This is a genomic window from Shewanella sp. AC91-MNA-CIBAN-0169 (genome assembly GCF_040310165.1).
GTDB lineage: Bacteria > Pseudomonadota > Gammaproteobacteria > Enterobacterales > Shewanellaceae > Shewanella.
The window spans coordinates 162,424-178,156 of the sequence record NZ_JBEOPM010000002.1; the positions used below are offsets into that span (position 1 = coordinate 162,424).

At 41.4% G+C, this 15,733-nt stretch carries 13 protein-coding genes; all 13 read left to right on the forward strand.

The genetic code is table 11. The features are described from left to right. The first annotated feature begins 16 nt into the window (after positions 1 to 16). The 13 genes from fliD to AAEY98_RS03235 all read left to right on the forward strand — a co-directional run bounded on the left by fliD (position 17) and on the right by AAEY98_RS03235 (position 15,663). Positions 17 to 1,381: a flagellar filament capping protein FliD gene (fliD, locus tag AAEY98_RS03175; RefSeq protein ID WP_351014934.1), complete on the forward strand. Its 1,365-nt coding sequence runs from the start codon at positions 17 to 19 to the stop codon at positions 1,379 to 1,381. 12 nt (positions 1,382 to 1,393) lie between these two features. After that, positions 1,394 to 1,720 carry a hypothetical protein gene (locus tag AAEY98_RS03180; RefSeq protein ID WP_351014936.1) on the forward strand — a complete coding sequence of 109 codons (327 nt, stop codon included), beginning with the start codon at positions 1,394 to 1,396 and terminating at the stop codon, positions 1,718 to 1,720. Between the two features lie 6 nt (positions 1,721 to 1,726). Next, positions 1,727 to 2,131, forward strand: a complete 405-nt coding sequence (gene fliS, locus AAEY98_RS03185) for a flagellar export chaperone FliS (RefSeq protein ID WP_162022656.1) — start codon at positions 1,727 to 1,729, stop codon at positions 2,129 to 2,131. A 726-nt stretch (positions 2,132 to 2,857) separates the two neighbouring features. Continuing rightward, positions 2,858 to 4,288, forward strand: coding sequence for a sigma-54 dependent transcriptional regulator (locus tag AAEY98_RS03190; protein ID WP_162022657.1), 1,431 nt, complete (start codon positions 2,858 to 2,860; stop codon positions 4,286 to 4,288). 383 nt (positions 4,289 to 4,671) lie between these two features. Next, positions 4,672 to 5,901, forward strand: coding sequence for a sensor histidine kinase (locus tag AAEY98_RS03195; protein WP_351014938.1), 1,230 nt, complete (start codon positions 4,672 to 4,674; stop codon positions 5,899 to 5,901). Then, positions 5,894 to 7,243 carry a sigma-54-dependent transcriptional regulator gene (locus tag AAEY98_RS03200; protein WP_351014940.1) on the forward strand — a complete coding sequence of 450 codons (1,350 nt, stop codon included), beginning with the start codon at positions 5,894 to 5,896 and terminating at the stop codon, positions 7,241 to 7,243. The genes AAEY98_RS03195 and AAEY98_RS03200 overlap by 8 nt, the downstream gene beginning before the upstream one ends. 260 nt (positions 7,244 to 7,503) lie before the next feature. Then, the gene (gene fliE / locus AAEY98_RS03205) at positions 7,504 to 7,845 is read left to right on the forward strand and encodes a flagellar hook-basal body complex protein FliE (protein ID WP_101085397.1); all 342 of its coding nucleotides are present in this window, start codon (positions 7,504 to 7,506) and stop codon (positions 7,843 to 7,845) included. A gap of 71 nt (positions 7,846 to 7,916) precedes the next feature. Continuing rightward, complete coding sequence (fliF, locus tag AAEY98_RS03210; RefSeq protein WP_351015125.1) at positions 7,917 to 9,596, forward strand: flagellar basal-body MS-ring/collar protein FliF; 1,680 nt, start codon at positions 7,917 to 7,919, stop codon at positions 9,594 to 9,596. Then, a complete protein-coding gene (gene fliG, locus AAEY98_RS03215; protein WP_101085394.1) occupies positions 9,589 to 10,644 on the forward strand; it encodes a flagellar motor switch protein FliG in 1,056 nt (351 codons plus the stop codon). Before fliF ends, fliG begins: the two co-directional genes overlap by 8 nt. Positions 10,645 to 10,806: 162 nt before the next feature. Further along, a complete protein-coding gene (fliH, locus tag AAEY98_RS03220) occupies positions 10,807 to 12,090 on the forward strand; it encodes a flagellar assembly protein FliH (protein WP_351014942.1) in 1,284 nt (427 codons plus the stop codon). After that, positions 12,071 to 13,411, forward strand: coding sequence for a flagellar protein export ATPase FliI (gene fliI / locus AAEY98_RS03225; RefSeq protein ID WP_101085390.1), 1,341 nt, complete (start codon positions 12,071 to 12,073; stop codon positions 13,409 to 13,411). The genes fliH and fliI overlap by 20 nt, the downstream gene beginning before the upstream one ends. Before the next feature lie 5 nt (positions 13,412 to 13,416). Further along, the gene (gene fliJ, locus AAEY98_RS03230; RefSeq protein ID WP_011636660.1) at positions 13,417 to 13,863 is read left to right on the forward strand and encodes a flagellar export protein FliJ; all 447 of its coding nucleotides are present in this window, start codon (positions 13,417 to 13,419) and stop codon (positions 13,861 to 13,863) included. Positions 13,864 to 14,169: 306 nt separating this feature from the next. After that, positions 14,170 to 15,663 carry a flagellar hook-length control protein FliK gene (locus AAEY98_RS03235; RefSeq protein ID WP_351014944.1) on the forward strand — a complete coding sequence of 498 codons (1,494 nt, stop codon included), beginning with the start codon at positions 14,170 to 14,172 and terminating at the stop codon, positions 15,661 to 15,663. Positions 15,664 to 15,733 lie beyond the last annotated feature (70 nt).

Here is a 15,733-nt window from a genome sequence, read left to right on the forward strand (position 1 = left end):
ATATATCGGAGGTTTTATGGCATTAACAGCAACAGGTATCGGTTCTGGGCTTGATATTTCAAATATCGTCAGCGTACTTGTTGACGCCGAGAAAACCCCTAAAGAAACGTTATTTACCGCAACAGAAACTAAAATTAATGCCAAAGTATCTGCAATTGGTACGTTGAAAAGTGCTTTGTCTACGTTTCAAGATGCCGCTGAAAAACTGCAAAGTGGTGAATTTTTAAATATTCGCACTGTCTCTACAGGTAATAGCGATTTTTTTACTGCAACAGCTGACCAATATTCTCAGCCTGGAAGCTATTCCATTATGGTGGAGCAATTAGCTCAATCACAAAAATTGGCGGGAATAAATGTTAGTGATCCTACATCAGGTGTTGGTGAAGGAAGCTTAGATTTTTCTGTTAATGGTGAAAGTTTTTCTGTTGCAATTTCATCGACTGATAAGCTTTCTGCAATTGCAACGAAAATAAATAATGCTTCCGATAATTCTGGTGTAATCGCGACAGTCATTAAAAGTGATGCAGGTAGTCGATTGGTTTTTACGTCTAAAGAGACGGGAACAGAAAATCAAATTACCTTATCAGCAACAGATTCAACTGGAACCGGTTTATCAGATATGTTCAATGGGGCTAATTTAGAATCCTTACAAGATGCTAAAGATTCAATAATCTATGTCGATGGACAAAAGTTAACCTCTCCGGGTAATACTATTGATGATGCGATTACAGGTGTAACTTTATCACTAACTAAAGCTGATCTAGGTTCAACATCTACATTGACGGTTGCTCAAGATACTGATTCAGTAAAGAAAAATATCCAGAGTTTTGTTAGTTCATACAATGCACTGCTTACCTCTATGGATACGTTATCCTCTTTTGATGTCGACAAAGGGACTGCATCTGCTTTACAGGGTGATTCAATCATTCGTTCTTTGGAGTCACAACTACGAAAAACGGTTAGTGAGAGGGTTAGTGTTGATGGCGTTGAATCGGCTTTATATGAACTCGGTATCACCACGGATAGTGATGGAAAGCTTTCCATAGATGATACCAAGTTAAGTGATGCGGTATCTAATAATATGTCTCTTGTGGAAGGTGTATTTTCAACCAGCGATACAGGGTTAGCTTATCAATTCGATGATTTAGTTGAGAGTTATACTAAATCTGGCGGGATAATTGATAGCCGTAACAATACCTATACATCACAAACAAGCCGCTTAACGGATCAAAGAGAAGCTTTTACATTAAAAATGGAACAGTTGGAAGCTCGTCTACTTAAGCAGTTTAACGCTATGGATTTGATTGTTTCGCAACTTAATACACAGAGCTCTAGTTTGACAAGTAGTTTAGCTTCATTACCTGGGGTAGTTAGAGAGTAAAAGGGGTATAGATTGAACGCTGAACTTGAACTTATTAACGATAGTATTGAAGATACGTTAAATCAAATTGAGAAAATTCCTGCAGAAAATGAACAATCTGACAAGTTGGTCTCATTATTGCTTGACTCTATAGGTGCGCGTCAATTATATATAGATTCATTGATTAATAGTGCTGTCGATGACACATTTACTACCTTACTATCCGAACAGTTAATATTGACGAATAGTTTTAAAGATAGGGCTTCAAAAGTAATGTTTCATCGACAAAATTTATTAAATGTAAAGCGCGCTCATCAACGACAAATTAAGGTTTATCAAAATATTGATGCTAACAGGTAGGTTATTATGAGAAGTTCTTTACAGTCATATCGTAAGGTTTCGCTTGACAGCGAAATATCAGTCGCTTCGCCGCACCGTATTATTCAAATGATGTTTGCTGGTGGTCTCGAGAGGCTTGCTCAAAGTCGCTATGCCATTGAGAACCGAGATATGAATAATAAAGGTCTGTTTATTGGTAAAGCGATAGGCATTGTCAACGGCCTGAATAATAGTTTAAATATGGATGAAGGCGGTGAAATCGCTGGGAACCTTAGTCAATTGTATGATTTTATTATTATGAAAGTAACCGAAGCAAATTTAAAAAATGATACTCAAGCTATCGATGATGCTGTTGCTGTTTTAAGAACACTCAAAGAAGGATGGGATGCTATTCCGCAAGATAAACATCATTTAACATCTGAAGTAAATTAATCGTTATAGCATACTGTATTTAAACCAGAAAGACGCTTAGCGTCTTTTTTGCTGTCTGGCTTAGTTTTTGAGCCTGTAAATAATTTTATTACCTGCAATTCATGTATCAATGTTAAATACCTAATTTAAGCTAATTTATTAGCATCATCTATTTTCCGTGAGAGAGTTTCTTGAGAGTTGACCTGGTCAAGTCTATATTTAACCTCACCACCAAAACAAAACTTGCTCCATTAGAATTTTTGAATGAAAAATCACCATTTTCAACATAAAATGCTATCTGTTGTAGATAAAATGTAACTGATGCTTGCTTATAGTGGGCTGATAATACAATATTTAACCTCAACTCGGGTTAAGATGTGGGTTATGTAAGGCAAAATGACAGCATGCGGCCTATTTCATATCAAACTTGTCATTTGTTTTGCTAACAAGGCGCAGTCTCTTGTTACTAGTTGCGTCAATAGCTAGCCTATTGCAAGTCAATGCAACACAGTTAGCGAGACAAAGGGCTGTTTGATAACCATTTATTATCCCTAGCTGAGGTTATTTACCATTGAGTTCGTTTTTCTTCACTGTATTTAGCGGATTAACGATCCTGTTTTAGGAATAATGCTAGAATAATGGCAGTGCTGTTAGTTTTTATGACGGCAATGTACTTTGGTTTATGTGGCGATATGCGGCATAATCATCCCGAATCAATACCTATAACAAGAGCTTTTGGCCTTCTGAATGATGCAAATAGAACAAAGAATTTTAATTGTCGGTACCCCATCAGAGCGCGTGACTCGTTTGTGCTGCATTTTCGAATTCCTAGGCGAGCAGTGTGAAATTGTCTCTAATGAATCTTTTCTAGCCCTGATCGAGCAATCTCGGTATCGCGCTGTTGTCATTGTTGATGAAAACATTAGCGTCGAGAGTATTAAAAACATAGCCGCTATAGTGCCCTGGCAACCGATGTTGTTATTAGGCGATACCGATATCAATTTATCCAATATGCTCGGAACAATTGAAGAGCCGATAAATTACCCGCAATTGACAGAGCTGCTGCATTTTTGCCAAGTTTTTGGCCAAGCCAAGCGAGAACACACTTTAACCAGTGGCAACCAAACCAAACTATTCCGAAGCTTAGTCGGGCGCAGTGAAGGCATTGCTAAAGTCCGCCATTTGATTAACCAAGTATCAAGCTCTGATGCGACAGTATTAGTATTGGGTCAATCGGGTACCGGTAAAGAAGTTGTTGCGCGTAATATTCATTATTTATCTGAACGACGAGATGGACCGTTTATTCCAGTCAATTGTGGTGCCATTCCTGCTGAATTACTTGAAAGTGAATTGTTTGGCCATGAAAAAGGCTCTTTCACTGGGGCGATATCATCTCGTAAAGGCCGTTTTGAATTGGCAGAAGGTGGCACGCTATTTTTAGATGAAATTGGCGATATGCCGCTACAAATGCAAGTTAAGTTGTTACGTGTATTGCAAGAAAAGGTATTTGAACGTGTCGGTGGCAGCAAAACAATTGCTACCGATGTGCGTATTGTTGCCGCAACGCATCGTGACCTTGAAACCATGATTGTAGATAACACATTTCGTGAAGATTTATATTATCGACTCAATGTGTTCCCAATTGAGATGCCAGGTTTAAGTGAGCGTCGTGATGATGTGCCGCTACTGTTGCACGAATTAGTTAGCCGAGTATTTAATGAAGGCCGCGGTAAGGTTCGTTTTACTCAACGCGCGATTGAATCGTTAAAAGAACACCCTTGGTCTGGTAATGTGCGTGAGTTATCAAACTTGGTCGAGCGTTTAACCATCTTATTCCCTGGTGGATTAGTCGACGTTAATGATTTACCGCATAAATACCGTTACATTGAGGTACCAGAATATTGTGTTGAAATCAGTGAAGAACAATTGGAGCGCGATGCTTTAGCTTCAATATTCAGTGATGAAGAACCTGTTGAAATACCAGAAACGCGTTTCCCTAGTGAATTGCCGCCAGAAGGGGTTAATTTAAAAGACTTACTAGCGGAATTAGAAATCGACATGATCCGTCAAGCACTTGAGCAGCAAGATAGTGTTGTAGCAAGAGCCGCTGAAATGTTGGGTATTCGTCGTACAACATTAGTCGAAAAAATGCGTAAATATGGTTTGAGTAAAGACTAGACCATTATCTGAATTTTGGATTTTATAAAAACACACCCTCAGGTGTGTTTTTTCGTTTTATCAGTAACTGAAAAATTAATGATCTCATGTTTCTAGTGCTTCAGATAATAGCCTGGCACAGCAAATGTTTTTAACTTGAGAAGTAATATATTGTTACCGCTAGATAGTAGTGTGATTAAGTAGTGTGATTAAGTCGTTTTATTGCAAACTGACCTAGAAATTGGTTTTGTAAAATGTGGTAGGGCCAATGAACTAAACTCATAAGTATGTTGCTTTATCATTGGCTTAAAAACGTTCTGACGACGCTTCTATTACTATAGAAAATTGCTTGGCACAGTAAATGCATTCAGCTAATCAAATGTTATTTTTTTGACGGAGCGACCATGTATTTAGCACGAGCGTTAACACATACAGATCATTCAGACTATGAGTTACCTGCGTCAGCTTCGTCTATCACTACAACTGATACAGCGGCTAAGTCGCCATCTACTGGGGCTAATTCAGTACAGCAGCGTAATGTGAATTTTGCTACCAGCTTTGCTACTAACTCAGTCACTAACTTAGCCACTAATTCTGCCACTCCCGTTTTCAGTACTTATTCTAGTAAGGCCGCCAATATGTCAAATCAAATGGCGCATATTCTTCAAGCCATGCCATCTGGTGTGGTGATCCTTGATGGTGACGGTGTGGTTACGTTAGCCAATCCAGTTGCAACCGAACTATTAGGACGACCTCTGCAGGGGGCTCGTTGGTTTGATATTATTCATCGCGCTTTTGCCCCACAAGATGATGACGGCCATGAAGTGTCGCTTAAAAATGGTCGACGGGTAAAATTGGCTATTACGCCATTAGCGCCTGAACCTGGGCAGTTGATTGTGTTAACCGATCTCACTGAAACCCGTTTATTGCAGAAAAATCTGTCTCATTTACAGCGTTTATCGGCATTAGGCAAAATGGTGGCGACATTAGCACATCAGGTGCGCACCCCATTGTCTGCCGCTTTGCTGTATGCCTCTAATCTTGCTAGCCCTAAATTATCTGATTCTGCCCGGTCTAAATTTCAATCTAAATTGGTCGACCGGCTTAATGAGCTAGAACGTCAAGTTAATGACATGTTGCTAATGGCAAGGGGACGTCAAGATGGTATGGCTGAATCAGTCTCAATGGACGAAATAATTAGTCAAGTAATGGCCAGTTGCGAACCGATTGCCGATAAAAAACATTGCCAGCTTGTTGTTGAAGATACTTCACATTCATTGATGCTTGCCAATGCTAATGCACTTAGTTCTGCGGTGAATAATCTTGTGATGAATAGCCTTGAAGCAGGCGCAACAAAAATAAAAGTCAGTGCCAGCGAAACACCAGATGGGCTATTGTTAGATGTGATCGATAATGGCAAAGGGCTAGAGCCGTCTATGCAACAACAAATACTTGAACCCTTTTTTACCACTAAAAGCCAGGGTACAGGGTTAGGTTTAGCGGTTGTGCAGTCGGTAGTGCGTAACCATGGTGGACAAATTCAATTGTCGTGTAAGCCGGGTATGGGTTGCCATATTAGATTGAGCTTTCCACACATGAACAAAGCAAGTCATCAGGAGGTGAAGCGTGGCTGAAGCAAATATTCTATTAGTTGAAGATGATGCTGATTTACGTGAGGCATTGCTTGATACCCTCATGCTTGCCCATTACGACTGTATTGATGTAGGTAGCGCTGAAGAGGCCATTTTGGCCCTAAAAGCCAACCAATTTGATTTGGTGATTAGCGATGTGCAAATGGACGGTATTGGTGGCATGGGCTTGTTAAGCTATTTACAACAAAACCAACCTAAATTGCCAGTATTGTTAATGACTGCTTATGCCACTATTAACAGTGCCGTGAGTGCGATGAAATTAGGCGCGGTGGATTATCTTGCTAAACCGTTTGCGCCTGAAGTGTTATTGAATCAGGTGTCACGCTATTTACCTTTAAAACAAAATCATGATAAACCCGTGGTAGCAGATGAGAAAAGTTTAGCACTGTTGTCGCTGGCTCAACGGGTAGCTGTTTCAGATGCATCGGTAATGATCATGGGTCCTAGTGGCTCAGGTAAAGAAGTGTTAGCGCGCTATATTCACCAACATAGCCAACGCCATGATCAGCCGTTTATTGCGATTAACTGCGCCGCAATACCTGAAAATATGTTAGAAGCCACTTTATTTGGTTACGAAAAGGGCGCATTTACGGGCGCTTATCAAGCCTGCCCAGGCAAGTTTGAACAGGCTCAAGGCGGCACTATATTACTTGATGAAATATCTGAGATGGAACTTGGCTTACAAGCTAAATTGCTCAGGGTATTACAAGAGCGTGAAGTAGAGCGTTTAGGTGGCCGTAAAACCATTAAACTTGATGTTCGAGTGTTGGCAACCTCAAACAGAGATTTAAAAGCGATGGCAACATCAGGTGAGTTTAGGGAAGATTTATACTATCGAATTAATGTGTTTCCGTTAACGTGGCCTGCATTGCATCAGCGTCCTGCAGATATATTACCGCTAGCGCGCCATTTGCTGATTAAGCATGCTAAAGCATTTAATATGGCTTCAGTGCCTAAACTTGATGACGCTGCAACTCGTCGTTTATTAACTCATCGTTGGCCCGGTAACGTGCGCGAGTTAGATAATGTTATTCAACGAGCACTGATATTACGGGTTAATGATGATATTGGTGTCAATGACATTATTTTAGATTGTGCCGATGTGAATTTGGTTGCAACAGAATATGTTGATGCGGATAAACCTGCCGAAGTTGACGGTTTAGGTGACGAACTAAAAGCCCAAGAACATGTCATTATTTTAGAAACCCTAAATCAATGTCAGGGTAGTCGAAAAATGGTCGCTGAAAAACTCGGTATAAGCGCCCGTACGCTACGTTATAAAATGGCCAAAATGCGTGATATGGGTATTCAATTACCTGCGTAATGTAAATGCCTGTTAACTAATCGTTAGTTAACATTATGATTTTATAGTCTAATAAGTCTATTTTTTATCGTTCACCTACGTGAAAGTGACCTGTTTGTTTTAATGGATAGGTTACTTTTGCTTGTGCCTGTGCTTCTGCTTGTGTTCTCCCCCTCTTTTATCGCCGAATCTTTTACTAATTGTAATACTGGCATCTAAATTGCTTTAACTCCTTATCAGTTATTGTTGTCGTCAAAAAGTCGACGAAAGGGAGTTACACCATGCAGATTAGCGCAAATCCATTAATGCAAGAAATGCAATCGCTTCGCGGCGAAATAGCCCCTTCTATTGGTTCATCTATTCGTCCTAACCTTACCCAGCAAGTGAATAACACCACGGGTGCTGATTTCAGTCAGTTACTGTCTCAAGCGGTGGGTAGCGTTAATGAGCTGCAACAAGCATCATCAAGTTTAGCGACTCGTTTAGACATGGGCGACACCACGGTGACGTTGTCTGATACCGTTATTGCGCGTGAGAAAGCCGGCGTTGCCTTTGAAGCAACGGTGCAAGTACGTAATAAGCTCGTCGATGCTTATAAAGAAATTATGAGTATGCCTGTTTAGTCGCAGACGGTTTTGAGCACTAAATAACATAACAACATTAGATATAGCAGGTACGTATTGTGAGCACAGACATTATGGTAGGTTCGGGTTCAACAGCCGATGGCGGTGTCCAACAAGAGAACAAATCTGGACTTCTTGGTGGCGTTGGTGGTGCAGATATGATGCGCCAAGTCATCATGATTCTGGCATTAGCAATATGCCTTGCTATGGCTGTTTTTGTGATGATGTGGGCCCAAGAGCCTGATTATCGCCCGCTTGGTAAAATGGAAACGGCTGAGATGATTCTCGTCTTAGACGTGCTTGATAAAAACCAAATCGATTATCAAATTAACGTCGATGTGGTTAAAGTGCCTGAAGATAAGTATCAAGAAGTTAAATTACTGCTCAGCCGTGCCGGTATTCAAAGTAGTACTCAAGCAAATGATTACTTAAACCAAGATAGTGGTTTTGGTGTCAGTCAGCGTATGGAACAAGCACGCTTAAAACAAAGCCAAGAACAAAACCTAGCCAGAGCCATTGAAGAGTTAAAAAGCATTAGTCGTGCGAAAGTGATATTAGCATTACCAAAAGAAAATGTTTTTGCCCGTAATGCATCTAAACCCAGTGCCACAGTGGTCGTTAATGTACGTCGTGGTGGTTTAGGCCAGGAAGAGATTGATGCCATTGTTGATATCGTAGGCTCTGCTGTTCAAGGGCTTGAACCTACTCGTGTGACGGTAACCGATTCAAATGGGCGCTTACTCAATTCCGGTAGTCAAGATGGCGCGTCTTCTAGAGCACGTCGTGAGCAAGAGCTAGTACAACAGCAAGAGGCTGAATACCGTAAAAAAATCGAATCAATCTTAATGCCAATTTTAGGACCTGAGAATTTTACTTCTCAAGTCGATGTGAATATGAACTTTACCGCAGTAGAGCAAACCGCGAAGCGTTTCTCTCCTGATTTACCGGCGATTCGCAGTGAAATGATCATTGAGAGAAATTCGTCAGGTCAAAACTCTGGCGGTATTCCTGGTGCGCTAAGTAATCAACCACCGATGGAATCTGATATTCCGCAAGTGGCAGGTGGAGCAACAACCTCAACCATGTCTGGTGACTCATCAAAAGAAGCTACGCGTAATTATGAATTAGACACTACCATTAGCCATACCCGTCAACAAATTGGGGTGGTTCGTCGTGTTAGTGTGTCTGTTGCGATTAATTTTAAACCTGGCCAAGTTGATGAGAACGGCCAAGTCACTCGCGTGCCGAGAACAGAACAAGAATTAACTAATATTCGCCGCTTATTAGAAGGCGCGGTAGGTTTTAGTACCCAGCGTGGTGATGCGTTAGAAGTGGTAACGGTGCCGTTTATGGACCAGTTAATTGAAGTGCTACCTGAGCCAGATATGTGGGAGCAGCCTTGGTTCTGGCGCGCAATTAAATTGGCATTAGGTGCAATTGTTATTTTAGTGCTCATTCTAGCCGTAGTGAGACCTATGCTTAAGAAGCTAACCAATCCCAATGGCATCAACATGCCTGACGATATTCGTCCAGGACATGAGTTAGCTGAAATTGAAGATCAGTATGCAGCAGATACCTTAGGTATGCTTAATACCAAAGAGGCGGAATACAGTTATGCCGATGATGGGTCAATTCAAATACCTAATTTGCATAAAGATGATGATATGATTAAAGCAATTAGAGCGTTAGTGGCAAATGAGCCTGAACTTTCCACTCAAGTGATTAAAAACTGGTTACAAGACAATGGCTAATGAAAAAAAAGATAAAGCAGCTAAAGCAGAGAAATCAACAGCATTTGACCCCGAGTTAATTACTGGTGTTGAAAAAACGGCTATTTTACTGCTCAGCTTGAGTGAAGCGGATGCGGCGTCAATTTTAAAACACTTAGAGCCTAAGCAAGTGCAAAAAGTGGGTATGGCGATGGCAGCAATGGATGACTTTGGTCAAGAAAAGGTCATTGGCGTTCACCAATTATTTCTAGACGATATTCAAAAGTTTTCTTCCATTGGTTTTAACAGTGAAGAATTCGTCCGTAAAGCGTTAACTGCAGCATTGGGTGAAGATAAAGCCGGTAATTTAATTGAACAAATTATCATGGGCAGCGGAGCTAAAGGTCTGGATTCATTAAAATGGATGGATGCACGTCAAGTGGCCACCATTATTCAAAATGAACATCCGCAGATTCAAACAATTGTATTATCGTATTTAGAACCCGATCAAGCAGCTGAGATTTTTAGTCAGTTCCCTGAAAATACCCGTTTAGATTTGATGATGCGTATTGCCAATCTTGAAGAAGTTCAGCCTGCGGCATTGCAAGAATTAAACGACATTATGGAAAAACAATTTGCGGGTCAAGGCGGTGCGCAAGCGGCTAAAATGGGTGGCCTAAAAGCGGCTGCTAATATCATGAACTACCTCGATACCGGTGTTGAGAGTCAAATCATGGAAACCATGCGTGAGTCAGATGAAGAAATGGCGCAGCAAATACAAGACATGATGTTTGTGTTTGAAAACCTCATTGACGTTGACGACCGCGGTATTCAAGCATTGTTACGAGAAGTACAGCAAGATGTGCTTATGAAAGCACTCAAAGGTGCGGACGAAGCGTTGAAAGAGAAAATTCTGGGTAATATGTCTAAACGTGCAGCTGAATTGCTCCGTGACGACTTAGAAGCCATGGGGCCTATCCGTATTAGTGAAGTTGAAGTGGCACAAAAAGAAATTCTGTCTATTGCTCGTCGACTCAGTGACAGTGGTGAGATTATGCTAGGCGGCGGCGGTGGTGACGAGTTCTTGTAACCATGCGCATATTCATTAGTGTGACAGTACTGGCGGGTATTTCTATTTGGATATCTGTCAGCTATCTGTATTATTAGGTTGTTAGTAGTACTCTTAATATTGTGTACTACTGTTAATATTTTTGTTTTGAGCCAATGTTTTTAACAACACAAGTGATGAATTATGCCTGAATCAAAACCGCCTAAAGATGCACTCACTACCGATAGCGAGGCTGAATTTAGTCATTGGCAGCTACCTGATATTACCAAAGATAGCAGTCTAGAACCTTCAAATTTTTTTGGTCATTTCGCTGAAGCTCACACACCTAGTCCTGTTACTGGGGCTGAGAAGTCTATGGCGCCACCGACGATGGCGCAAATTGAAGAGATTCGTGCTGCAGCTGAGCAAGAAGGGTTTGAACAGGGTAAGCAAGACGGTCATCAACAAGGATTAGAGCAAGGGCGTTTAGAAGGACTAGAGCAAGGTCATCAACAAGGTTTTACTCAAGGCGAGCAACAAGGATTAGAAGCTGGGCAAATTAAAGCCAATGAACTTATTGCACAACTTAACCACATTATTTCCCAATTCGAGTTGCCATTATCCATCTTAGATAATGAAATTGAAGCGGAATTGTTGGCCATGACAATCAGTTTAGCCAAATCGGTTATCGGTCATGAGCTTAAGACTCACCCAGAACATATATTATCGGCGCTACGCCAAGGCGTTGACGCACTTCCATTAAAAGAACAGTTGGTTAAATTACGTTTTAATCAGGCTGACGCTGAACTTGTAAACCAATGTTACAGTGCCGAGCAACTGCAAAAAAATCAGTGGCAAATCGATATCGATCCGACGTTATCTAATGGTGACTGTATGATTGAAAGCGTTCGTTCTGCTGTCGATTTACGTGTAGAACAGCGTATTAGCCAAGTGTTTAGTGAGTTAGACGCCCAGTCGAATCAGTTAGTTAAAAATGTGCAGCAACAAAAATCAACTCATCCACAATATCAAACCACATCTGTCGATAATTTTAGTGAACATCAGCAAGCAGCTGAACTTGCTGGCACAACCGATAATACTGGTCGAGCAGATAAAGCGGATATTGGCCAAGATCATTTTACAGATCATCAGTCAGAGCTGGGTGCTGATGCGGTTACTGAACCGTTAGTTCAACAAATGGATACTTCTTCGGCAGTGTCAATCGATGCTGAAGACTCTGATGTTGTTGATTCTGATGCCGGTGTAACTCTCGATACAAGCACGACGTTCAATACAAGTGCGCCTCTTAATACAAGTGCACCTCTCAATACAAGTGCACCTCTCAATACAAGTGCACCTCTCAATACAAGTGCGCCTCTCAATACAAATGCACAAGCCGATACCTCAACAGCTGGTAAAGTCGCAGACGCTCAGCAACAGACGAAAGACCTATCTCAAGGAAATACCGATGAGCACTCGTCAACATAAACTACTGAACAAATTCGCTGTACATCATAAACACGTGTTACCGCTGCGACCAGTTGCAAGCGGCCAGTTAGTTAGAGTAGTTGGTTTAACGCTTGAAGCAACTGGATGCCGCGCGCCTGTTGGTAGTTTATGCTCTATTGAAACCATGGTTGGCGAGTTGGTTGCTGAGGTTGTCGGCTTTGATGACAAATTACTGTATTTAATGCCTATTGAAGAGCTCAGAGGCGTTTTACCTGGTGCCCGTGTAAAGCCTTTAGGTGAACAATCAGGATTAAATGTAGGCTTATCATTATTAGGCAGAGTATTAGACGGTAGCGGCGTGCCGTTAGATGGTTTAGGCCCGCTTAATACAGATCAACATGCATCGCGTCATGGTCCTTATATTAATCCATTATCTCGACGAGCGATTACTGAACCGTTAGATGTCGGCGTTCGTGCCATCAACTCGATGTTAACGGTTGGTAAAGGGCAGCGAATGGGCTTGTTTGCGGGTTCCGGTGTGGGTAAAAGTGTGCTGCTTGGCATGATGACACGAGGATCGAAAGCCGACATTATTGTGGTGGGATTAGTGGGCGAGCGTGGTCGTGAAGTTAAAGAGTTTATTGAAGAAATTTTAGGTAAAGAAGGTCGTGCGCGCTCAGTCGTTGTGGCGGCACCAGCGGATACTTCTCCGTTAATGCGCTTACGAGCCTGTGAAACTTCCACGCGTATCGCCGAGTATTTTAGAGATTTAGGTTACGATGTACTATTGCTGATGGACAGTTTAACGCGTTACGCACAAGCACAACGAGAAGTCGCTCTTGCTGTCGGTGAGCCACCTGCAACTAAAGGCTATCCACCTTCAGTATTCGCTAAGTTACCGCGTCTGGTCGAGCGAGCGGGTAATGGCGGTGCTGGACAAGGTTCAATTACCGCTTTTTATACGGTATTAACCGAAGGTGACGACCAACAAGATCCTATCGCCGATGCGTCTCGAGCAATTTTAGATGGCCATATTGTATTATCTCGTCAGCTTGCTGATTCGGGCCATTATCCCGCTATTGATGTAGAAGCATCGATTAGCCGTGTCGCGCCAATGGTGATAAGTGAAGAACATTTAGAAGCGATGCGTAAAGTTAAACAGATGTATTCGCTGTATCAGCAAAATCGCGATCTGATTTCAATTGGGGCCTACTCACAAGGCAGCGATCCTAGGATTGATAATGCCATACGCTTACAACCTGCAATGAATGCCTTTTTGCGGCAGGGGTTTAAAGACCCGGTGACGTTTGAAGAAAGCCGAGTCATGTTGACTCAAATTGCCGCACAGTGTCAGGGATAATATCAATGACTCGAACTGACCCACTACTGACGGTATTGAAGTTAGCTACCGCAGCAGAAGACCAAGCGGCATTACAGCTTAAGTCTGCGCAATTTGAAAAACAAAAACGCCAGGGGCAGTTGGACGCGCTAAACAACTATCGTTTAGATTATATGAAGCAGATGGAAGGGCACACAGGGACTACATTACGTGCTAACCAATACCATCAATTTCATCAATTTATTCGCCAAGTCGATAGCGCTATTACCCAGCAAGTTGCCGCGGTTAAAGATGCTGAAAAACAAGTCGGTTATCGTCAAATTCATTGGCAAGAAAAACAACAAAAACGCAAAGCGGTAGAGATGCTATTAAGCCAAAAAGCAACTAAAGCGATGGTGATAGAAGCTAAGCGCGAACAAAAAATGTCGGATGAATTTGCTATGCAGCAATATTTTCGCCGAAATCTTAAATAACACTACCTGCCAAATGACTCTCTAGTCCTAATATCGTTTTACGGTTAACTTTTTTCATTACTCTTTTTGTTTATTTAATCCACCGAAAAATTAACCAGTTAATGAGTATTGGCATTTAAATTGCTTATTATCAATAATTGAAATGAAAATCGTCAGCGAAGCGACAGTGAATTCCTATTTATAAGGTTTTCATGATGACCTTATTGATATAGCGAAATAAACCGTTATATGACGCATAAGGTTTGAATACTGAGCAATTTTTAGATGACCAATAACTTAACCTTGTTTGATTGAGTGGAGTAGATTATGCAGCAGATGAGCAATATCTTACTTGGCAGTAGCAGTAAATCTGCCGATGTGAGTACGAAGGGGAATGTACAAGATGTTGAAAATACATCATTCTTATCTGCTTTCAATCAGGCGAGTGAATCCGATCTTGTTATACGGCGCAGTGGTAATACAGCGCAGGTGTCAATGGATGCTGAAGTGGACAAAACCAGTGTTGCCTTAGCAAACGAGTTGTCTACCGAAGAAAATGCTGATGCGGAATTGATTTTTGCTCAACTTAATATGGCAGATTCATTTAATAAACGTCATTCCTCTGGCGGAAATGAATTGCCGCATGTCGATAAATCCGACGTTTATTTTGACGCAGCAGTTTCTACAGAACCTAAAAGCAATACCGTAGATGTAGATCTTCTTGAGCTTGAAGCTGATGTTTCTTCTATTAAAGATGTTCTTTCTCAGCTTAGTCCAGAAGAACTCGACAACTTAATGGCATTTGCTGATTTATCTGCACAAGATTTACAAGCTCTAGACAATCAAGATTTAAGCAAATTACTTAGTGACTTCAATTTACAAGCACAGGTTATGACTAGCAGTAATGAATCGCCTGATAGTGTGCTTAATAGTGAAGAACAGAGCCAAATTGATAAATCAGTTGCCACAAGTGTAGCTGTTCAAGGCCAAGTTAGTGCGACAAACCAGAGTTTAGCAACCGCTAAAGTCGATAAAACTGTTGCTTCTGGCGTTAGCAGTTCTGCAGCGTTAACTGGAGCTACATCAGCTATGACAATTGACCCTGAGACCATTTTAGGTGATAAAACTCGTATTGATGGCAACATCCAATTAGACACTGATAATGCCAAAGTACTAGCAAAAGCTGATTTTTCGGTGGTCCTAGATTCCTTAGCGGCAAAACGCGCCTCCGGTGATCCTTCAACCGCTGTAAATCAAACTAGTTTTGGATTAGATACTCTGGCTGACATCGGTGACACTGACAGTAAGGCGTTACAAAATCAGAGTAGTTTTACGCCAATTCATAAAAGTGATGTTCCACAATTTCAGCTATCGTTAAGACCACAGGGAGAGCCTGGTGCTCAGATGCAAGAGATGATCCAGCGTTTTTCTCCTGTAATGAAACAGCAGTTAATAACCATGGTCAGTAATGGTATTCAACAAGCTGAAATTCGTCTTGATCCACCAGAACTTGGACATTTAACGGTTAAAATTCAAATCCAGGGCGATCAAACTCAAGTACAGTTTCATGTAGCGCAGTCGCAAACCCGCGATATAGTTGAACAAGCTATGCCTCGATTACGCGATATGCTGGCTCAAGAAGGATTGCAACTGACAGACAGCCAAGTGTCCCAAGGTGATGGTGGTAGTGAACAACCGCATGAACAATCATCTAATCAAGGTGGGGGAGACAGTCAGTTGGATGAAATTTCAGCACAAGAGGTCAGCTTGATGACAAATCCATCAAGGAGTTTACATTCAGCTATAGATTATTATGCTTAAGCAGGTAACCTATAGCAATAATATGACTTTTCAATAAAAGCTGACTACTTAGCTAAGTTTCAATATTAAT